The sequence below is a fragment of the Duganella sp. Dugasp78 genome (assembly GCF_059491455.1).
In genome coordinates this window covers 6,288,490-6,306,824 of sequence record NZ_CP168506.1, presented here as the reverse complement: position 1 = coordinate 6,306,824, position 18,335 = coordinate 6,288,490, and the positions used below count along the sequence as shown (strand labels likewise).

General features: G+C 65.1%; 16 protein-coding genes and 3 tRNA genes. 10 read left to right on the top strand and 9 right to left on the bottom strand.

Annotation, left to right across the window (positions count from 1 at the left end; translation table 11 throughout):
- Position 1: 1 nt before the first annotated feature.
- The 3 genes from ACEN9O_RS27895 to ACEN9O_RS27885 form a co-directional block, all read right to left on the bottom strand.
- Positions 2–2,395, bottom strand: coding sequence for a discoidin domain-containing protein (locus tag ACEN9O_RS27895; protein WP_495615040.1), 2,394 nt, complete (start codon positions 2,393–2,395; stop codon positions 2–4).
- 308 nt (positions 2,396–2,703) lie between these two features.
- Positions 2,704–3,432: a sensor histidine kinase gene (locus tag ACEN9O_RS27890; RefSeq protein ID WP_495615039.1), complete on the bottom strand. Its 729-nt coding sequence runs from the start codon at positions 3,430–3,432 to the stop codon at positions 2,704–2,706.
- A gap of 77 nt (positions 3,433–3,509) precedes the next feature.
- On the bottom strand, positions 3,510–5,132 hold the full coding sequence (locus ACEN9O_RS27885) for a response regulator (protein ID WP_495615038.1): 1,623 nt from the start codon (positions 5,130–5,132) through the stop codon (positions 3,510–3,512).
- Between the two features lie 229 nt (positions 5,133–5,361).
- Between ACEN9O_RS27885 and ACEN9O_RS27880 the strand changes: the two genes are divergently transcribed.
- Complete coding sequence (locus ACEN9O_RS27880; RefSeq protein ID WP_495615037.1) at positions 5,362–5,757, top strand: hypothetical protein; 396 nt, start codon at positions 5,362–5,364, stop codon at positions 5,755–5,757.
- Positions 5,758–5,785: 28 nt separating this feature from the next.
- Here ACEN9O_RS27880 and ACEN9O_RS27875 read toward each other — a convergent pair whose 3' ends face one another.
- The 3 genes from ACEN9O_RS27875 to ACEN9O_RS27865 all read right to left on the bottom strand — a co-directional run bounded on the left by ACEN9O_RS27875 (position 5,786) and on the right by ACEN9O_RS27865 (position 10,214).
- The gene (locus tag ACEN9O_RS27875; protein WP_495615036.1) at positions 5,786–6,760 is read right to left on the bottom strand and encodes a diguanylate cyclase domain-containing protein; all 975 of its coding nucleotides are present in this window, start codon (positions 6,758–6,760) and stop codon (positions 5,786–5,788) included.
- A gap of 263 nt (positions 6,761–7,023) precedes the next feature.
- Positions 7,024–9,252: a hybrid sensor histidine kinase/response regulator gene (locus ACEN9O_RS27870; protein WP_495615035.1), complete on the bottom strand. Its 2,229-nt coding sequence runs from the start codon at positions 9,250–9,252 to the stop codon at positions 7,024–7,026.
- Between the two features lie 134 nt (positions 9,253–9,386).
- The gene (locus ACEN9O_RS27865; RefSeq protein ID WP_495615034.1) at positions 9,387–10,214 is read right to left on the bottom strand and encodes a response regulator; all 828 of its coding nucleotides are present in this window, start codon (positions 10,212–10,214) and stop codon (positions 9,387–9,389) included.
- Between the two features lie 316 nt (positions 10,215–10,530).
- On the opposite strand from ACEN9O_RS27865, the gene ACEN9O_RS27860 reads away from it, so the two are divergent.
- The 4 genes from ACEN9O_RS27860 (at position 10,531) to ACEN9O_RS27845 (ending at position 11,452) form a co-directional block, all read left to right on the top strand.
- Positions 10,531–10,758: a hypothetical protein gene (locus ACEN9O_RS27860; protein WP_495615033.1), complete on the top strand. Its 228-nt coding sequence runs from the start codon at positions 10,531–10,533 to the stop codon at positions 10,756–10,758.
- A 191-nt stretch (positions 10,759–10,949) separates the two neighbouring features.
- Positions 10,950–11,026 (top strand) — tRNA-Arg (locus ACEN9O_RS27855).
- 136 nt (positions 11,027–11,162) lie between these two features.
- A tRNA-Arg gene (locus ACEN9O_RS27850) sits at positions 11,163–11,239 on the top strand.
- A 136-nt stretch (positions 11,240–11,375) separates the two neighbouring features.
- Positions 11,376–11,452, top strand: a tRNA-Arg gene (locus ACEN9O_RS27845).
- Positions 11,453–11,500: 48 nt separating this feature from the next.
- On the opposite strand, the gene ACEN9O_RS27840 is transcribed toward ACEN9O_RS27845, so the two are convergent.
- Positions 11,501–11,701 carry an entry exclusion lipoprotein TrbK gene (locus ACEN9O_RS27840; RefSeq protein ID WP_495615032.1) on the bottom strand — a complete coding sequence of 67 codons (201 nt, stop codon included), beginning with the start codon at positions 11,699–11,701 and terminating at the stop codon, positions 11,501–11,503.
- A gap of 82 nt (positions 11,702–11,783) precedes the next feature.
- Here ACEN9O_RS27840 and ACEN9O_RS27835 point away from each other — a divergent pair, with 82 nt between their 5' ends.
- The gene (locus tag ACEN9O_RS27835; protein WP_495615031.1) at positions 11,784–12,932 is read left to right on the top strand and encodes an alpha-hydroxy acid oxidase; all 1,149 of its coding nucleotides are present in this window, start codon (positions 11,784–11,786) and stop codon (positions 12,930–12,932) included.
- Complete coding sequence (locus tag ACEN9O_RS27830; protein ID WP_495615030.1) at positions 12,929–13,813, top strand: class I SAM-dependent methyltransferase; 885 nt, start codon at positions 12,929–12,931, stop codon at positions 13,811–13,813. The genes ACEN9O_RS27835 and ACEN9O_RS27830 overlap by 4 nt, the downstream gene beginning before the upstream one ends.
- A 9-nt stretch (positions 13,814–13,822) precedes the next feature.
- Here ACEN9O_RS27830 and ACEN9O_RS27825 read toward each other — a convergent pair whose 3' ends face one another.
- Positions 13,823–14,794: a D-2-hydroxyacid dehydrogenase gene (locus tag ACEN9O_RS27825; protein WP_495615029.1), complete on the bottom strand. Its 972-nt coding sequence runs from the start codon at positions 14,792–14,794 to the stop codon at positions 13,823–13,825.
- On the bottom strand, positions 14,791–15,747 hold the full coding sequence (locus tag ACEN9O_RS27820; protein ID WP_495615028.1) for a LysR family transcriptional regulator: 957 nt from the start codon (positions 15,745–15,747) through the stop codon (positions 14,791–14,793). Before ACEN9O_RS27820 ends, ACEN9O_RS27825 begins: the two co-directional genes overlap by 4 nt.
- A gap of 125 nt (positions 15,748–15,872) precedes the next feature.
- Here ACEN9O_RS27820 and ACEN9O_RS27815 point away from each other — a divergent pair, with 125 nt between their 5' ends.
- From ACEN9O_RS27815 to ACEN9O_RS27805, 3 genes are all read left to right on the top strand, one after another.
- Positions 15,873–16,082, top strand: coding sequence for a hypothetical protein (locus ACEN9O_RS27815; protein ID WP_495615027.1), 210 nt, complete (start codon positions 15,873–15,875; stop codon positions 16,080–16,082).
- Complete coding sequence (locus ACEN9O_RS27810; RefSeq protein WP_495615026.1) at positions 16,079–16,945, top strand: alpha/beta hydrolase; 867 nt, start codon at positions 16,079–16,081, stop codon at positions 16,943–16,945. Before ACEN9O_RS27815 ends, ACEN9O_RS27810 begins: the two co-directional genes overlap by 4 nt.
- 144 nt (positions 16,946–17,089) lie before the next feature.
- Positions 17,090–18,334: an efflux RND transporter periplasmic adaptor subunit gene (locus ACEN9O_RS27805; protein WP_495615025.1), complete on the top strand. Its 1,245-nt coding sequence runs from the start codon at positions 17,090–17,092 to the stop codon at positions 18,332–18,334.
- Position 18,335 lies beyond the last annotated feature (1 nt).

Below are 18,335 nucleotides of genomic sequence, written 5' to 3'. Positions count from 1 at the left end.
GTTACGGCTTGGCGGCGAACAATCCCAATTCGGCGAGATCCGTAAAGGTGGTGTCGCCGTTATTGGCCGTGATGTTGAGCCGGTAGTAGCGATAGGCGGCCGGACTCGCGATCGTGTAGTCCTTCAGCTGGTTGCGGCCGCTGAAGGCCTGACCGCTTTGCGTGTCGAGCGTGGTCCAGGCCAGGCCGTCGTTGGAGCCCTGGAACTGCCAGTCCTTCGGATCGCGCGGGACCAGGTCGGTGGAGCTGATGAGCGTGTAGCGCTGGACGATCTCCGTGTGGCCGAGGTCATACTGCAGCCACCCCGTCACGCCCGTGTAGAACCATTCCGTCGCCGAGTTTTTGTCGAAGGCGTATCCGGCGTTGGCCGGGTTGTTCCTGCTGTCGTTGGCGGCGCCGCCGGTGGCGACGTTGACCAGCGGGTGTGCCGGCGTGGCGCTGTCCTCGGGAGACGCAACGCTGGTGCCGGCGGAGCTGGTCGCGGTGACGGTGTAGTAGTAGGTCGTGCCGTTGGTCACCGACTGGTCCGTGTAGCTGCCATCCGTGATGTCCATCGCGATGGTCGAGTAGGGACCGCCGCTGGAGGTCGAGCGCATGACCGTGTAGCTGGTGGCGCCGGCGGACTGCTGCCAGCGCAGCGGCACGGCGCCATCGCCCGGCTCGGCGTACAGCGCGGCGGGCGCGGCGGGGATGACGCTCGGCGCGCCACCGTCGCCGCCGGTGATCTGGACATTGCTGAAGGTGGAGGTGTTGAGCGTGCCGTTGGCGTGCGAGACGACCGTCAGGCCGACATAGATGGTGTCGGGCAGCGGGCCGTTGATGCGGCCGACGTCGGTGGCGGCCCAGTTGGTGCCATCGGGAGAAAGGTAGCCGGTGATCATGTTGCCGATACGCTCGAGCTTCACCCAGTACGACGGCACGTTGTTCGCGATGGCGAGGGCCTTGTTCCCGTAGTTCGTGCCGCCGTACACCGCGAGATTCGGCATGTTCTGTTCGACCCTGATCTGGTTGGTGACCACCATGGTGGCGCGGGGAGCGCCCTGGGCCAGGCTGGTGCGCATCATCACGCCCGCCTTTGCGTACGGACTGGTGTTCTGGATAGCCTCGACCTTCGCGATGATGGCGCCGTCGCCGGTGAGCGCCTTGTAGCTGAAGTGGCTGCTGTCGCTGGTGCCCCAGTTGTCGGCGCCCGCGCCCACCACGGTCCATATACCGTTGGCGTAGCTGGACGTTCCGCCCGGGGTGGCGCCGCCGATATCGATATTGGTCAGTCCCGACGTGAGGGAGGCGGTGGAGGGAAGGGCGAGCGCCGGCGCCGGCGCAGCGGTCGAGGTGTCGGTGTCCTTCAGGAACATGAAGCTGTTGCCGTCCACCGGCATCCACAGGCGCCGTTGAGCGATATAGGGTGCCTGCATGCCTTTGCGAAGGACGTAGGCGCTATAAATCTGGTTGAGCACCACGTTGCCGCCGCCCCAGCCCGACCACCCGCGGTTGGTCGTGTCGGTGAGGTAGTAGGCATCGGTGGTGCCAAACGGCAGGGCGGTCGTGGGCACGAGCTCGTTCACCCGCGCGAAATATTCACCGGCCGCCAGCAGGCGGTTGTCAAAATCGGAATAGACGTCGATGCCTTGCTTCCAGAGCGCCTCGGCCAGCATGGTCAGCGACCTGAGCTGCCCGTGGGCGTGCCCCTGGTCGCGCAGCGAGTCGCCGAGCATGCCCAGGTCGTTGGAGTTGCGCAGGCCGATGTGGGCCAGCGTGCGGGTCTGGTAGACGACCTGGTCCAGCATTGCGGTGTCGTCGTTGAAGATGGCCATCAAGCCGAGCGCGACGAGGGCCAGCGCGCCCTTGTTGGCGGCGCCGAACTGATTTTCGCCGTAGGGGTTCGAGGCCGGCATCAGCACATCGTTGAAATACTTCTTCACCACGGTGGTGTCGTTGTCCGTCCACCCGCCCCATGTGCCGCGCAGGATGTCCGCGGCGCCGACGAACTGGTAAGCGTAGTCGCCCAGATCGAGCATCGACTCGGCGCCCGTGAACGCGGTCTGGGTGGTGGCCCATGCCATCAGGATGTCGTGCGCCTTCTTGGCGTAGTCGTCGTTGCGCGTGAAATACCACATCCGCGAGAGATTCCAGACCGCCACCATGTCATTGCGCCATGGCCAGAGATTGACGTCCGGCGCGCGGCCCACAGTCGCAAACGGCCCCGCCATGACGTAGGTGAGCTTGGCCTTGCCATCGTTCGCCAACAGCTTGTAGGCGGACTTCCAAGGCTCCCGGCCTTGGTCGACGTTGGCCTTGAGCGTCGTGAGATCCGAGAGGGTGAGCGGAGCACCTGGATGCGCGAAAGGGCCCACCGTCGCGGCGGCACCGTAACCCGGGAGAACGGTAGAGGTCAACGCGAGCAGCGCGGCGGCAACAGCGGTGCGATTAAACAGCTTGGCATTCTTGTTTCGGATTTCCATAAACCATACTCCAGAGTGATGTTTATCTTGAGGGGGAATAGCTAAGACCGGGATGGTATTAATGCAATATGTACGATGCATTAACGAGTTGCAAGCGGAGTCTAAGCTAATTAGTTGCCGTACGTCAACATAGATAGCGACGTTTTGGCGAGCGCCTGGGCATCGCGCTGGCGCGTGGAGGTGTTGGGGGCGGGAGCTTGCGCGCGGCCGCAGGCCGTCGCGCAATGGATGAAATATTCGGCCTAGGCGGCCACCGGCTTGGGCAGGATCATGGTCAGGATGACGCCGCGCTCGGCGCCGTTCGACAGGGTCAGCGTGCCGCCCAGGTAGGCGGCGCGTTCGCGCGCGGTGCGCAGGCCGAACTTGCCGCCGATCTGGCCCAGCAGCGCGGCCACCGGCCGGTTCAGGCCGACACCGTTGTCCTTCACCGTCAACATCACTTCGTCCTCGTTGTCGTCGATGATGACGTCCACCTCGGACGCCCGCGCATGGGCGGCGATGTTGCGCAGCGCTTCCTCCAGCGTGTGCAGCAGCACGATGCCGTGGCTGCGCGGGCAATTCAATTCCTCTTCCGGCAGGCTGCAGCGCGCGGTCAGCTGCTGCTGCTGGCCGAACTGCTCGACCGCCTCGCCCAGCGCCACCCGCACGCCGAGGAATTCCAGCTTGTCGTTCCACAGCTTGATCTGCATCTGGCGGTTGGTTTCGACGATCTGCATCAGCAGCTGCTTCATGTGGGCGGCGCGGTCTTGCAGCGCTGCCTCCTGCGGCATCTTCTGCATCAGCAGGCCCAGGTGCATGGTCAGCGCCGTCAGCGACGAGCCGAGGCTGTCGTGCAGCTGGCGCGACAGCGAGCGCCGCTCGTTGTCCCAGCAGGTGTGGACGTGGCCGAGCAGGTCGCTCAGGTCGGCGCTGCGCAGGGCGTCTTGCTGGCCGTGCGCTGCTTGCTGGTGTTGTGGTGCCGGGACGGACATGGTTTTCTCTGTTAGTACGTACTTTGTGGGGCGATCATACCCGAGCTTTGCAAGTCGTGGCGCACTCTGGCAAATGCTCACTGTTTGACGGCGAGCGGGACGCCGCCGCCGATGACGTCGGCCAACTGGTCGATGTCCACCGGCTTGACCAGATGGCGGTCGAAACCGGCGTCCAGCACGCGCCGCAGGTCTTCGGCCAGGCCGTAGCCGGTCAGCGCGATCAGGCGGATGTCGCGCGTGGCGGGGTCGGCGCGCAGGCGGCGCGCCACCTCGTAGCCGTCGATGCCGGGCAGGCCGATGTCGATCAGCGCCACGTCCGGCTGATGGCGCACGGCGGCCGCCACGCCTTCGTGGCCGTCGGCCGCCGCGTGCACTTCGTAGCCGTAACAGCCGAGCATCATGGTCATCATCTCGCGGCCGTCGTCGTTGTCCTCGATCAGCAGCACGCTGGGCATGCCGTGCTTGCCGATGGACTCGACAGGCAGCGGCGCCGGCGCCTGCTGGTGCTCGATGCGCGGCAGGCGCAGCGTGAAGGTGCTGCCGCCGCCCGGGCCCTTGCTTTCGGCGGCGATGCTGCCGCCGTGCAGGTCGGCCAGCCGGCGCACCAGCGACAGGCCGATGCCCAGGCCGCCCTGCGAGCGGTCCAGCGTGCTGGCGCCCTGCACGAACACGTCGAACACATGCGGCAGCAGGTCGGCGGCGATGCCGACGCCGGTGTCGCGCACGCTGAGCACGACGTCGTCGTTCTCGGTCCAGGTGCGCACCTCGATGCGGCCGCCGGCCGGCGTGTACTTGAGGGCGTTGTCGATCAGGTTGCTGGTGATTTGCTCAAGCCGGGTGGGGTCGCCGTCGACCCAGCCCTGGTCGAGGTCATGGACCAGCTGGTAGTCGGCGCTGCGGCCGGTGGCGCGGTAGGTTTCCAGCGAGGCCGACACGAGCGCGGCCAGGTCCAGCGGCACGCGGCTGAGCAGGATCTTGCCCGACATCGCGCGCGACAGGTCCAGCAGGTCGTCGACGATGCGGCCCAGGTGCTGGCTCTGGCGCTGGATGATCTTCTTGGCGCGCGTCACGCCCTCGGCCGACACGCCGGGCAGGCCGATCAGCGAGGCCGCGCTGCTGATGGCCGACAGCGGATTGCGCAGCTCGTGGCCCAGCATGGCGAGGAACTCGTCCTTGGCGTGGTTTTGCCGTTCCGCCGACTGCCGCTCCTCGATCTCGCGCGTCAGGCGCTCGTTGGTGGCGGTCAGCTCGGTGGTGCGCTGGCTCAGCTTGCGCGCCTGCTTTTTCAACTCTTCGTTCTTGGTGGCGAGCGCAACAAACACCGCCACCTTGGCGTACAGGATTTGCGGGATCACCGGCGTGAACAGGAAGTCGACCGCACCGCGCTGGTAGGCCTTCAAACGGTCGAGCTCGTCGGCGAGGAAGGCGGTGATGAAGATGATGGGAATGTCGGCCGAACGGGCGCGCTGGTGGATCGCCTCGGCCGTTTCAAAGCCGTCCATGCCGGGCATGTTCACGTCGAGCAGGATCACGGCGAAGTCGTGCATGAGCACCTGGCGCAGCGCCTCCTGGCCCGAACGCGCCGCCAGCACCTCATAAGATTCCTGTTCGGCCCACTGGGTGAGCAGGCTGGTCAACGCGAACAGGCTGTTGGCATCGTCGTTGACAACCAGGATTTTGGGTTTTTCGGTTTTAGGCACGGGGTCTCTGCACACTGCTGAAAACTGCGAAATCTTCGCGGCCTTGAAGCTGCCAGAGAAGCAAGAAATGTACGCCAAACCATCATATCAATTGCCTATATGAATGTCAAAAACGCCCCGTCAATCGAACGCGACAACAGACCTGCTGGTCACTGTGTTCGATTCCGTACAGACTCCGCCCACCCGCGCTGCGACAGTGGGGGCGTACCTTCAACCGAAAGGATGCATCATGAATATCGACACTATCGTGGATAAAGAGTACCTGGGCCTGAGCTTCCGCGCGCTGGCCGACGCCCCCACCAGCGCGCTGCGCGGCCTGAGCGGCAAGGACGCCAAGGCGCTGGCGCAGGCCTTCAACGTGCACACGGTGCGCGAGCTGGCCGAACTGGAGTTTGTCAAATGGGCCGCCGCGATCACCACGCTGGCCGCGCACGAGCAGGCCACGCCGCAGGAGCAGGCCAAGGAAACCCTGCTGGACGATGGCCTGGAAATGACCTTCCCGGCCAGCGATCCGGTGTCGGTCGACGCCGGCGTCACCCGCATCGAGGTGGCGCCGGAAAAGGTCGACGCGCGTGACGATCACCAGCACGCCGGCAAGATGGAGGAGGCCGGACACCCGGCGTAGGGGCGGCCGAACGGCCGGCCGCGGCCGCTCAGGCCGGGGCCGGCGACATCATGTGGTGCTGGGGCGGCCGTTGCATAGTCTGCGCGGTGCAGCAGCGGTTCTTGCCGGAGCGCTTGGCTTCGTACAGCGCGCTGTCGGCCGCCGCGATCACCGACGCCACCTGGTCGGCGTCGTCGGGATAGATGCCGATGCCGATGCTGGTCGACAGTCGCAGGGTCAGGCCGTTGACGATATACGGTTCGGAGACCGCCTCGATCAGCTTGCTGGCCGGCTCCTGGGTATCGCCCAGCTGCGCGATATTGCCCATGACGATGACGAACTCGTCGCCGCCGACGCGGGCCACGGTGTCTTCCTTGCGGGCGCAGCCGACCAGCCGCTGCGCTACCATCTTGAGGATCTCGTCGCCGGCGGCGTGGCCGTGGGTGTCGTTGATGGCCTTGAAGCCGTCCAGGTCCAGGTACATCACGGCCGCCTTGTTCTGCTGGCGCGTGGCGTGCTGCAGCACGGTGGCGATGCGGTCTTCCAGCAGGCGGCGGTTGGGCAGGCCGGTCAGCGGATCGTGCAGCGCCAGCTCCTGCTGCTGGCGGCTGTACTGGGCCAGCTCCTTGTACAGCAGCCGCACTTCCAGCATGTTGTGGATGCGCTTGTGCACTTCCAGCAGGTCGAACGGCTTGCTGATGAAGTCGCGCGCGCCCGCTTCCAGCGCGGCGATCTTGAAGCTGGGCTGGGCGGTCAGCGCCAGCACCGGCAGGTAGCCGCCTTGCTCGATTTCCTTCAGGCCCTTCATGACCTGGAAGCCGTTCAGGCCCGGCATCTGCAGGTCCAGCAGGATCAGATCGTAGCAGTGCTGGCGGTGCAGCGGGCAAACCTGTTCCGGCAGCATGGTGGAGGCGACATCGGTGTAGCCGGCTTCGCGCAGGATCTCCAACATCAGTTCGACGTTGTCGGCGCTGTCATCCACCACCAGTATCTTGGCGTTCAGGATCTCGTCTCGGCTCGGCATAATGGTCTCTGTCTGTCTCAAGTTGGCCATTCCGGCCGGAAAAATTATCGTCCCACGATCTTAGCGCATGCGTCCGTGCTGCGGCGCACACATGCACGCTGTATTTCCACATGGAAACTAATTGTACCCGCTTTTTGGGATTTTTGTAGTCTATCAAGCAAACTGCTGATTGCTTGTAGGACATTGCCGCGTCTGCAAGTAGGAACACATTTATTTCTATATGGAAATAATTGCCACGGTTGTTGAATGCCGGACATCGCCGCTCAGGCGTGGCGTGGAGCCGCCCCCATGGCCGCCACCTTGGCGATCAGTTCATTGGGCTCGACCGGCTTGGAGATATGCGCCATGAAGCCGCTCGACAGCGCCTTGATGCGGTCCTCGGAGCGCGCAAAAGCGGTCAGCGCGATGGCCGGCAAGTCGCCGCCGCGCGCCGGCCCCAGCGCCCGGATCCGGTCCAGCAAGCCGTAGCCGTCCACCTCCGGCATGCCGAGGTCGCTGAGCATCAGGTCCGGCCGCGCGTGTTGCAGCAGCTTCAGCGCCTCCGTGGCGGTGGCGGCGGTCAGCACGTCGGCATTGCAATCGTTGAGGATGCGCTTGATCAGTTCGCGGGCATCCTCCTCGTCGTCCACCACCAGCACCTGCAGGCCGGACAGGTCGTGCGCGGCGCCGCGGCGGCTGCCGTCGAGGCCGCCGCTGGGCGGGGCGGCGCCGCCGTGGCGGCGCGGCAGGCGCACGGTGAAGCAGGCGCCCAGGCCTTCGCCGTCGCTGGCGGCGCTGACCGTGCCGCCATGCTGCTCCACCAGGTGCTTGACGATGGCCAGCCCCAGCCCCAGCCCGCCGTGGCGGCGGGTGGTGGTGGCGTCGGCCTGGCGGAAGCGCTCGAACACATGGTCGAGGAAGGAGGGCGCGATGCCGATGCCGTTGTCGCGCACGGTGACGGCGATCTGGTCGCCCTCGCGGTGGATGCCCACCTGGATGCGGCCGCCGGGCGGGGTGAACTTGAGGGCGTTGGTCAGCAGGTTCCAGACGATCTGCTGCAGGCGGTTGGCGTCGCCGGCCACCATGCCGGGCGCGGCCTCGAAATCCCTGTCGATGCGGATCTGCTTGGCCTCGGCGGCCGGGCGCACCGTGTCGATGGCGGCGGCGACGATGGCGGCCGGCGCCAGCGACAGCATTTCCAGCCGCACCTTGCCGGAGGCGATGCTGCTCATGTCCAGCAAGTCCTCGATCAGCTGGGCCTGGGCGCGGGCGTTGCGCTCGATGGTCTGCAGGCCGCGGTGCAGGTCGGCCTGGTCGCGGCTGCCGCGCCGCAGCACCTGGGCCCAGCCCAGGATGGCCGTCAGCGGCGTGCGCAGCTCGTGCGACAGCGTGGCCAGGAACTCATCCTTCATCTGGCTGGTGCGTTCGGCGTCGGCGCGCGCCTGGCGTTCGCTGTCGAGCAGGATCTTGCGCTCCTCGGCCGCCTGCCGCGAGGCGTCGTACAGGCGCGCGTTGTCGATCGCGACGGCGGCCTGGGCGGCGATGCCGCCGATGATGCGCTCGGTGCGCTCGCTGAACATGGCCGGCTCCGGGTGGCCGAAGAACAGGCAGCCGATCACCGTGCCCGAACGCAGGGCCACCGGCACCGCCAGGTAGCTGCGCACCGGCGGCTGGCCGGCCGGCAGCCGGTGGCAGGGCGAGTCGCGGCCGTAGCGGGCGTCGGCCGGCCAGTCGTCGCTGCGCACCGTGCCCTGGGTGCACAGCTCGGCGCTGGACAGGGTGCCGTCGCGCGGGCGGCCGAAGTTGGCGTAGCTGGCCGGGGTGCCGCTTGACAGCATGTGCAGTTCGCGCGGGCGGCCATGGCTGTCGATGCCGCGATAGAAGAAGGCGCCGAAACGGGCGCCGCTGATGCGGGTGGCGGCGTCGGTCACCTCCTGCAGCAGTGGATGCAGGTCGCGGGTCGAGGCCAGCGCGTTGCCGGTGCGGTTGACCAGCTCCAGCACGGCGGTCTCGTCGCGCAGGGCTTCCTGCACCCGCTTGACCTGGTCGACGTCGGTGCTGGTGCCGAACCAGCGCAGCACGCGGCCGGCGGCGTCGTGCACCGGGTTGGCGCGCGTCAGGAACCAGCGGAACTCGCCGCTGGCGCTGCGGATCGGCACTTCCAGCTCGTACGGCAGGCCGGTGGCGCGCGAGTGCTCCCAGCGCTCCAGCATGGGGCCGATGCAGTCCGGCGCGTAGACCTGGCGCCAGCCGTCGCCGCTCATCTGTTCGGGGGTGGTGCCGGTGTAGGCGTACCAGGGCTGGTTGTACCAGATCCTGGTGCCGTCCTGCTCGGCAATCCAGGCCAGCTGCGGCATGGAATTGGCCAGCGCGCGCAGCTCCAGCTGGCTTTGGCGCAGCGCCTCACGGGCATCCAGCAGATCCTGCTGGATGTTGGCGGTTTCAGGGAGCGCGGCGTCGTGCGTCGGGGGCTGGGACGTTACGGCGTCGGTGGGCTCGTTAGGAAGATTCATGTGGGGCTTCGGGCTGCCGCGGTACTGGCTGCCGCCGGGCAGTGGCCGCCGGCTCGCCATGCTAACGCTCGACGTTTATGGTGACTTCATTGTAGCTCCATCTCCGGGCGTGGCTCCGCACGGTTGGCAACGGCTCAGCCCGGGCGGGCGGCCATGCGCTGGGCGACCTGGTCCAGCGCGGCTTGCAGCTGTTCGATGTCGTAGGGCTTTTGCAGGGACTGGGCGGGGAATTCCAGATGGCGGGTCAGCTCGTCGCCATAGCCGGAGGCGAACAGCAGTTGCAGCGTGGGCGCCTGCTTGAGCGCCCGCCGCGCCAGCTCGACGCCGGACATGCCGGGCAGGCTGACGTCGGTGAACAGGACGTCGAAGGCCAGCCGCGCCAGTTCGGGCAGGGCGTCCTCGCCGGTGGCGGCGGCCTGCACCTCATGGCCGAGCGCGCGCAGGGTTTCGCAGACCAGGTAGCGGGCGTCGGCGTTGTCCTCGACCACCAGGATGTGCAGCGGCCGCGCGGCATCGGCCGGCGGCACGGCCTGGGCTGGCGCCAGCGCGCACAGCACGCCGGCCACCGGGCCGGCCTCGGTGCGCACCGGGGTGTAGTAAAGGTCCAGCGGCAACTGGGCGGCGCCGTTGTTGCGCCACGCCGGCAGGCTGACGCCGCGATAACTGGCGCTGTCGCCGGCCCAGGCCTGGCGGATCGCGGCGCTGTTCCAGCTCCACGGGGCCGGCTGGATTGACGGCACGCCGCCGCCGGGCGCACGCAGGCTCGACAAGCCGATCAGCGCCGCGTAGGCGTCGTTGTACACCATGATTTGTTCGTGGCCCCACATCAGCAGCATGGCTGTGGGGGAATTGAGCAGGATGTCCACCGTCAGCCGCAACGGCAGCGGCCAGCCGGCCGGATCGCCTAGGGCGGTGCGCGACCAGTCAGGGGAGGGCGGCGCGACGGCGGTGGGTGGTGTCATGCTGGGGCAACCTGTCTGTATTTGTCTTGGAAGGCAAAGCTGACCGCATCGTACACTAAAAAAAAAGCCCGCTACAGGAGCGGGCTAAATCTATTTCCTTGGAGGAGAATAGAGGAGACAGGTCAATGATGCTGCAATGCGCAAACGAAAGCAAATTTTTTCTGATGATGAGCGAGATCACTGGCATGAATGAAGCCACTCGCACGCCTTGAGGAACCTTGGTTTGTGAGCGGAATGACCATGTTTTTTCCCGCATTCTGTCGCGCTGCATATACACTGACAGGTGACGCGGCGCAGTGCCGCATTTGGAGGCGCCATGGCGACTGTGGTGAAGCACAGGAAGATTAACATTGTTGTTCTTGAACAAAACGAACAGATAGCGGACCAGTGCCGGCAGGGCGACATCGCCATCGTGGCCGACGCCGCCGGCTGGTGGATCAAGTTTGTCGGCGAGGGCGGCCACGTCGATTGCTACGGCGTGCCCTACGCGTCCTACAATGAAGCGTTGTGGTCGGCCAAGGCGGCGGCCGAATTCGGCACCTGACAGAGAGTGCTGGACAAGCCGGGGGAGTGTCCCTATAATGCTGCTTCTTTCGAACGGCATGCCGGTTGAAAGAGATACAGTAAGGCAGTTTGCAGAGTGCTTGATTCGGTGTTTCGTACACTTGACCAAACTAAACGATAGAAAATATCGAACTTTGCAAAACGAAATTAATGCTTTATAATGTAGCTTAAGCGGCTGTAGCTCAGCTGGATAGAGTACTTGGCTACGAACCAAGGGGTCGTGGGTTCAATTCCTGCCAGCCGCACCAAAATTCGTAAGTGAAAGGGCCTGAAGAGCAATCTTCGGGCCCTTTTGCTATTAGTGTAAGACCTTGAAACTGATTGCAAAATTTCTTCAAGGAATTCTTCGCCAAACAGGAAAACGCTGTTATAATCTTGTTTTTCGCGGCTGTAGCTCAGCTGGATAGAGTACTTGGCTACGAACCAAGGGGTCGTGGGTTCAATTCCTGCCAGCCGCACCAAAATTCGTAAGATGAAAGGCCTGAAGAGTAATCTTCAGGCCTTTTTTCTTTGGCGCGCGACGCTGAAAATACGGTGTAAAAAATCCCTGGTCAAGGCTTCTTGATTTGAGTTTCCCCTGCTATAATATTGTCTTTCGCGGCTGTAGCTCAGCTGGATAGAGTACTTGGCTACGAACCAAGGGGTCGTGGGTTCAATTCCTGCCAGCCGCACCAAAATTCGTAAGACGAAAGGCCTGAAGAGTGATCTTCAGGCCTTTTTTCTTATTTGCGCGCCGCTTTATCGCATTGGGCGGCCAGGATGGAACGCTGCATCGCGTCACCGACGCCGCGGATGTAGTCCGGTGTGCAGGTCGCGGCGCTGGCCGCGATCGGCTGCACCTGCCGGGCCAGGCTGCGATAGCCGAACACCCCGAGCAAAGCGGCCGCGGCCAGCGTGACGAGGACGTTGGTTTTGGATTTCAAAAAAATTCCTTATTTGATAGTACTTCCATGATACACGGGCCCCGTGCGATGATAGTCCGATCATCGTCCCCGAGGAGCGTGCATGACCATCATCACTACTGTTGAAGACCTGCGTGTCTTGGCCAAGAAGCGCGTGCCGCGCATGTTCTACGATTATGCTGATGCCGGCTCGTGGACCGAATCGACCTATCGCGCCAACGTCGACGATTTCCAGGCCATCAAGTTCCGCCAGCGCGTGGCCGTCAACCTGGAAAACCGCACGCTGAAAAGCACCATGGTCGGCCAGGAGGTGGCGATGCCGGTGGCGCTGGCGCCGACCGGCCTGACCGGCATGCAGCACGCCGATGGCGAGATCCTCGCCGCCAAGGCCGCGGAAAAATTCGGCGTGCCGTTCACCTTGTCGACCATGAGCATCTGCTCGATCGAAGACATCGCCGCCAACACCAGCAAGCCGTTCTGGTTCCAGCTGTACGTGATGAAGGACCGCGAATTCATCAACCGCCTGATCGACCGCGCCAAGGCCGCGCGCTGCTCGGCGCTGGTGCTGACGCTGGACCTGCAGGTGCTGGGCCAGCGCCACAAGGACTTGCGCAACGGCCTGTCGGCGCCGCCCAAGCTGACCATCGCCAATATGTTCGACATGGCCACCAAGCCGCGCTGGGTGGTGGGCATGCTGGGCACCAAACGCCGCAACTTCGGCAACATCGTCGGCCATGCGTCGTCGGTGTCGGACATGTCGTCGCTGTCGGCGTGGACCAGCCAGCAGTTCGACCTGAGCCTGTCGTGGAAGGATGTCGAGTGGATCAAGCAGCGCTGGGGCGGCAAGTTGATCATCAAGGGCATCATGGACGCGGAAGACGCGCGGCTGGCGGTGGAGAGCGGCGCCGATGCGCTGATCGTCTCCAACCACGGCGGCCGGCAACTGGATGGTGCGCAGTCGTCGATCGGCGCGCTGCCGGCCATCGTCGACGCGGTCGGCCAGCGGATCGAGATCCACATGGACGGCGGCGTGCGTTCCGGCCAGGACGTGATCAAGGCGCTGGCGCTGGGCGCCAAGGGCGTCTACATCGGCCGTCCCTTCCTGTACGGCCTGGGCGCGATGGGCGAGCAGGGCGTGAGCAAATGCCTGGACATCATCCGCAACGAGCTCGATCTGACGATGGCCTTCTGCGGCCTGCGCGACGTCACCAAGGTCGATAAAAACATCCTGCTGCCGGGCAGCTACCCATGAAGCAGGCCAGCGGCGGCAAGGGTTTGTTGCAGCAGGGCGTAGCCAGCCGCAGCGCCTTGGCGGTGGCCATGCTGCGCGCCGCCCACCAGTTGATCGACACGCCGCTGGTGTTCGACGATCCGCTGGCCTTGTCCATCCTCGGTCCCGAGAACGAGGCCGTGGTGCGCGCCGCGCCGCAAAAATTCGACACCGGCGTGGTGCGCGTGCTGCGCGCCGCGATGGCCGTGCGCAGCCGCTTCGCCGAGGACGAGCTGGCGCAGGCGCTGCGCCACGGCGTGCGCCAGTACGTGGTGCTGGGGGCGGGCCTCGACACCTACGCCTACCGCAATCCGGTGGCCGACCTGCGCGTGTTCGAGGTCGATCATCCCGCCACCCAGCGCTGGAAGCGCGGCTTGCTGGAGCAGGCCCACATCGCGGCGCCGCCGTCGCCATCGTTGGCCTACGTGCCGGTCGATTTCGAACGCGACGACCTGGCCGATGCCCTGACGGCGGCAGGCTGCCGCCTGGACCAGCCGGTGTTCTTCTCCTGGCTGGGTGTGACGCTGTACCTGACCAGCGACGCCGTCTTCGACACGCTGGCCTTCGTCGCCGGCCTGCCGTCGGGCAGCGGCATCGTGTTCGACTACGGCGTGGTGCCGGAGCTGCTCAACCCGATGGAGCGCATGGGCATGGCCTACTTCGCGCAGAAGTACGAGGCCGAGGGCGAGCCCTGGATTTCCTACTTCGCGCCCGAGGTGCTGGCCTGCGAGCTGCGCGCGCTGGGTTTCGGCGACGTCTCCGACCACGGCGCCGACCAGCTGCGCCAACGCTATCTCGCCGACCGCAACGACAGCCTGCGGCTGGGCGGCGGCACGCGCTTGATGCGCGCGCATGTCAAGTGAGTCCCTATTTCAGGCCAGCGTATTTTTTGGCGCGCCGGCCACCCATGCCTCGATGTTATCGATCAGCTGATCCACCAGCACCTGCATCGCCTGCGAGCTGGCCCACGCTGAATGCGGCGTCAGGATGAAGTTCGGCAGCCGAAGATTGAGCAGCACGTTGTCCTCCGGCGGCGGCTCCTTCACCAGCACGTCGAAGCCGGCGCCGGCGATCACGCCGCTGCGCAGCGCGTCGGCCAGCGCAGTCTCGTCCACCAGGCCACCGCGCGCGGTGTTGATCAGCAGCGCGCTGCGCTTCATACGTATCAGCTCCTTCGCGCTGATCAGGTTGCGCGTCTTGTCGTTCAGCGGCAGGTGCAGGCTCAGTACATCCGACGTTTCGAGCAGCTCGTCGAAGCCCACTTCGCGCACGCCGTCGGCCGCCGCGTCGGGAATCGGCGAGCGCGTATGCACCATCACCTCCATGCCGAACGCCTTGGCGATCCGCGCCACCGATTTGCCCAGCGCCCCATATCCCAGCAGGCCCAGACGGCTGCCGGCCAGGTCGGAGATCGGATGGCCGAACAGGCAGAATCGGTCCGACTTCTGCCACAAGCCGGCCTCGATGTCGGCGCGGTAAGCCACCAGCTGGCGGCGCAGCGCCAGGATCAGCGCGAAGGTGTGTTCGGGCAGCGTGTGCACCGCGTAGTTGCGGATGTTGGAGACGACGATGCCGCGCTCGCGGCATGCGGCCAGGTCGATGATGTCGGTGCCGGTGGCGGCCACCGCGATCATCTTCAGGTCCGGCAGCTGCGCCAGGTCGGCCGCGCGCAAAGGCACTTTGTTGGTGATGGCGATGGTGGCGCGGGCGTCGCGCAGCCGCTGCATGGCGTCGGCAGCCGTCGTGGCCGGATACTCGCTCCACTCATGCGCGAACGACGGCTTGCGGATGTTGGCGATCACGCTGTCGCGGTCGAGGAATACGATGCGGTGAATATCAGTCATAGTGCAACCTCAAATGGAATCGGGCGCGCCGGCGGCGGTGCTTTCGGCAGGCGCATGCCCGGATGGTTGGAAAACAGTTCGGCGACCCATTCGACAAACACCCGCACCTTGGCCGACAGGTGGCGGTTCTGCGGATAGACCACGTGGACCGGCAGCGGATCGCTGCTCCAGTCGGCCAGCAGCTGTTCGAAGCGGCCGTCCTTGAGCATGGGCTCCATCATAAAGTTCGGCATCTGCACGATGCCCAGTCCCGCCAGGCCGGCCGCCGTGTAGGCGTTGGTGTCGTTGACGGCGATGTGGCCGGGCAGGGCGACCTGTATGCGGTGGCCGTCGCGCGAGAAGTCCCAGTCGAACAGCTTGCCGGTGCGGGACGAAAAATAGTTCACGCAGCGGTGGCGCATCAGCTCATCGGGGTGCGCCGGCCGACCGTAGCGGTCCAGGTAATCCGGCGTGGCGCAGGTGACGAACTGCAGGATGCCCACGCGCCGCGCGATCAGGTTGGAATCCCCCAGCACGCCGCCGCGCACCGCGCAGTCCACGCCTTCCTCGATCAAGTCGATGGTGCGGTCGCTGCAGCCCAGCTCCAGCTGGATGTCCGGATAACGCGTGAAAAAGTCGGGCAGGGCGGGGATCAGCACATCGCTGGCCAGACCGGTGGGCGCGTCCACCCGCAGCCGTCCGCTGGGGCTGAGCCGCGTGCGCGACAGCGATTCCTCGGCCTCGCGCACGTCCGACAGGATGCGCAGGCAGCGTTCATAATAGGCCGCGCCGTCGGCCGTCACGCTGACCTGGCGCGTGGTCCGGTGCAGCAGCTTGACCGACAGCGTCGCCTCCAGCGCCTGGATCAGCGTCGAGACGGTAGCCTTGGGCAGCTGCATATTGTCGGCCGCACGCGTGAAGCCGCCGGCATCGACCACCTGCACGAATACTTCCATTGCTTGCAGTTTATTCATCTTCTTATCCCATTGTTCGGAATCCTGAACAATCAATTCGACATTGCGGTATTTATCAGATTGTAGATCAAGTCTATGATTGCTGTACTGCACCAAGAAAGTACTGAGAAGGAAAGGGGATCAACATGAAATATCGGAATGGAATTTTTGCAACGATCGCACTGGCGCTGACTTCGGTCGCCCTGGCGGGCGTGGTCTATACCGATGCCTATTCGCAGGCGGCCAAGGCCGAAGCGACCGGCGTTCGTGCCCTGACCGAGGTGGCCGCCGGCGAGACGCTCGCCTGCGCCGACACCGCCATGCTGTCCGGCGCATCGGATACGGTGCAGCGATGAGCGCCGCTGTCGAGCCGCTGCCGCAGCTGTCGGACCTGATCAAGGTCCGTGCACTTGAAGTGCGCGGTGCGGAAGGCCCGTTGGCCGCCCGCCTGTACACCAGCGGCGAGGCCGGCAGCAAGCGCGACACGCTGATCGTGTTCTTCCACGCCGGCGGCTTCAATAGCGGCGACCTGGAAGATGCCGACATGTTCCTGCGCCACATGGCCGACGACAACCAGGGCAGCGCCGTGCTGGCCACCGCCTACACGCTGGCGACGGTGCGGCCTTTCCCGGCCGCCGTCGAAGATGCGCACGCGGTGCTGATCTGGGCCAAGAAGCACAAGGCCAAGCTGGGCTGGACCGGCAAGCGCATGGTCGTTGCCGGCATCGAAGCCGGCGCCAATCTGGCGGCCGTCTGCGCGCTGATGTCGCGCGACCGTGGCGGCCCGGCGCTGGCCGGCCAGATGCTGGTGATGCCCATGCTCGATCCGGGCCTGAGCACCTGGTCGATGCGCGAGATGCAGAACGCGCCGGAACTGCTGGACGTGGCCGACGCCTGCGCGGCGGCCTACCGCGGTTACCTGCCGAATGCAGCCGACCGTACCCACCCATACGCCTCGCCCTTGCAGTCGAGTCGTTTGAAGCACCTGCCGCCGGCACTGATCCTGTCGGCCGAAGACGACCCGCTGCGGGACGAAGCGGAACAATACGGCGCCAAGTTGATCGCCTGTGGTGTCAAGACCACCGTCAACCGAATGCCAGCCGCGGCCCTGAACGAAGCCGGGGCGCGCAACGAATGCGCGTGCAAGTGTTACGCGCTGGGAGAAATCGCCGGTTTTATCGCCGGCCTGGAACGGTCCGAGACGCCTCCAGCCGAATAGGGTTCCCCAACTTTTAAGCAGTATCTGTGATCACGTCCCCACTGGCTTGCCGGAGGGGCGCTAGTACCGTGTTTTCTCGCAATTCGTTGAGGGCAACCGGTGCCGCCATTTCTATTAATTATTTTCATATAAAAGGGAATAAACATGAAAACCATTAAACAACTCACCGTCGTAGCCCGGCCGCTGGCCGCCGCTATGGCGCTGGCGGGACTGGCCGCTTTCGGCCTCTCCGGTTGCGATGACGCGACCGGCAAGACAGCTGAAGCACCGGCCGCCGCCGGTGGTCCTCCGATTTCGGCCGCCGTGGTCGTCGAGAAAACCATCACCGAGACCCAGGAGTTTTCGGGGCGCCTGGAAGCGATCGAGCAAGTGCAGATCCGTCCGCGCGTGGCCGGCTTCATCACCGCCATCAACTTCAAGCCGGGCAGCGAAGTGAAGAAGGGCGAAGTCCTGTTCGTCATCGATCCGCGTCCGTTCCAGGCTGAAGCCAACCGCGCCGAAGCCGCAGCCGGCTCGGCCCGCGCCAAGGCCGACCTGGCCAAGGTGGAACTGGTCCGCGCCGAAAAACTGCTGGCCGATAAAGCCATCGCCCAGCGCGAATACGACGCCTCGGCATCGAGCCTGAAACAGCTGGACGCCGATGCCCGCGCCGCGCAAGCGCTGTACGAAGCGGCCAAGCTGAATCTAAGCTACACGCAGGTGACGTCGCCGATCAACGGTCGCGTGTCGAAAGCGGAAATCACGCTGGGTAACTTGGTCGACGCTTCGGCGGTCCTGACTTCGGTGGTCTCGCTGGAGCACATCTACGCTTCCTTCGACGGCGATGAAGACACCTATCTGCGCGTCGGCGCCGCCGCCCACCAGGGCAAGCCGGCCACCGTCAAGATCGGCCTGGCCAACGAAACCGGCTTCCCGCACGAGGGCAAGCTGGAATTCGTCGACAACCAGCTCGATCCACGCAGCGGTTCGGTGCGCATGCGCGCCACCTTCAGCAACACCGACGGCGCACTGGTGCCCGGCCTGTTCGCCCGCGTGCAGCTGGCCGGTTCCACCGGCGCCAAGCAAGCGTTGATGATCAACGAGCGCGCCATCAGCACGGACCAGAACCGCAAATACGTGTTCGTGGTCGACAAGGAGAACAAGGCCGAGTACCGCCCTGTGGTCCTGGGGCCGGCCATCGACGGCCTGCGCGTGGTGCGCGACGGTTTGAAACCGGGCGAGAAGATCGTCGTCAACGGCTTGCAGCGGGTACGTCCCGGCGCGCCGATCACGCCGACCGTGGTCGCCATGGATTCCGATCCGCTGGCCGCCAACGTGCCGAAAACCGAAGTTAAAAAAGATGAAAAAGTAGCGGCGGTCGTTGCGAAGACCGGCACTTCCAAGGAATAAA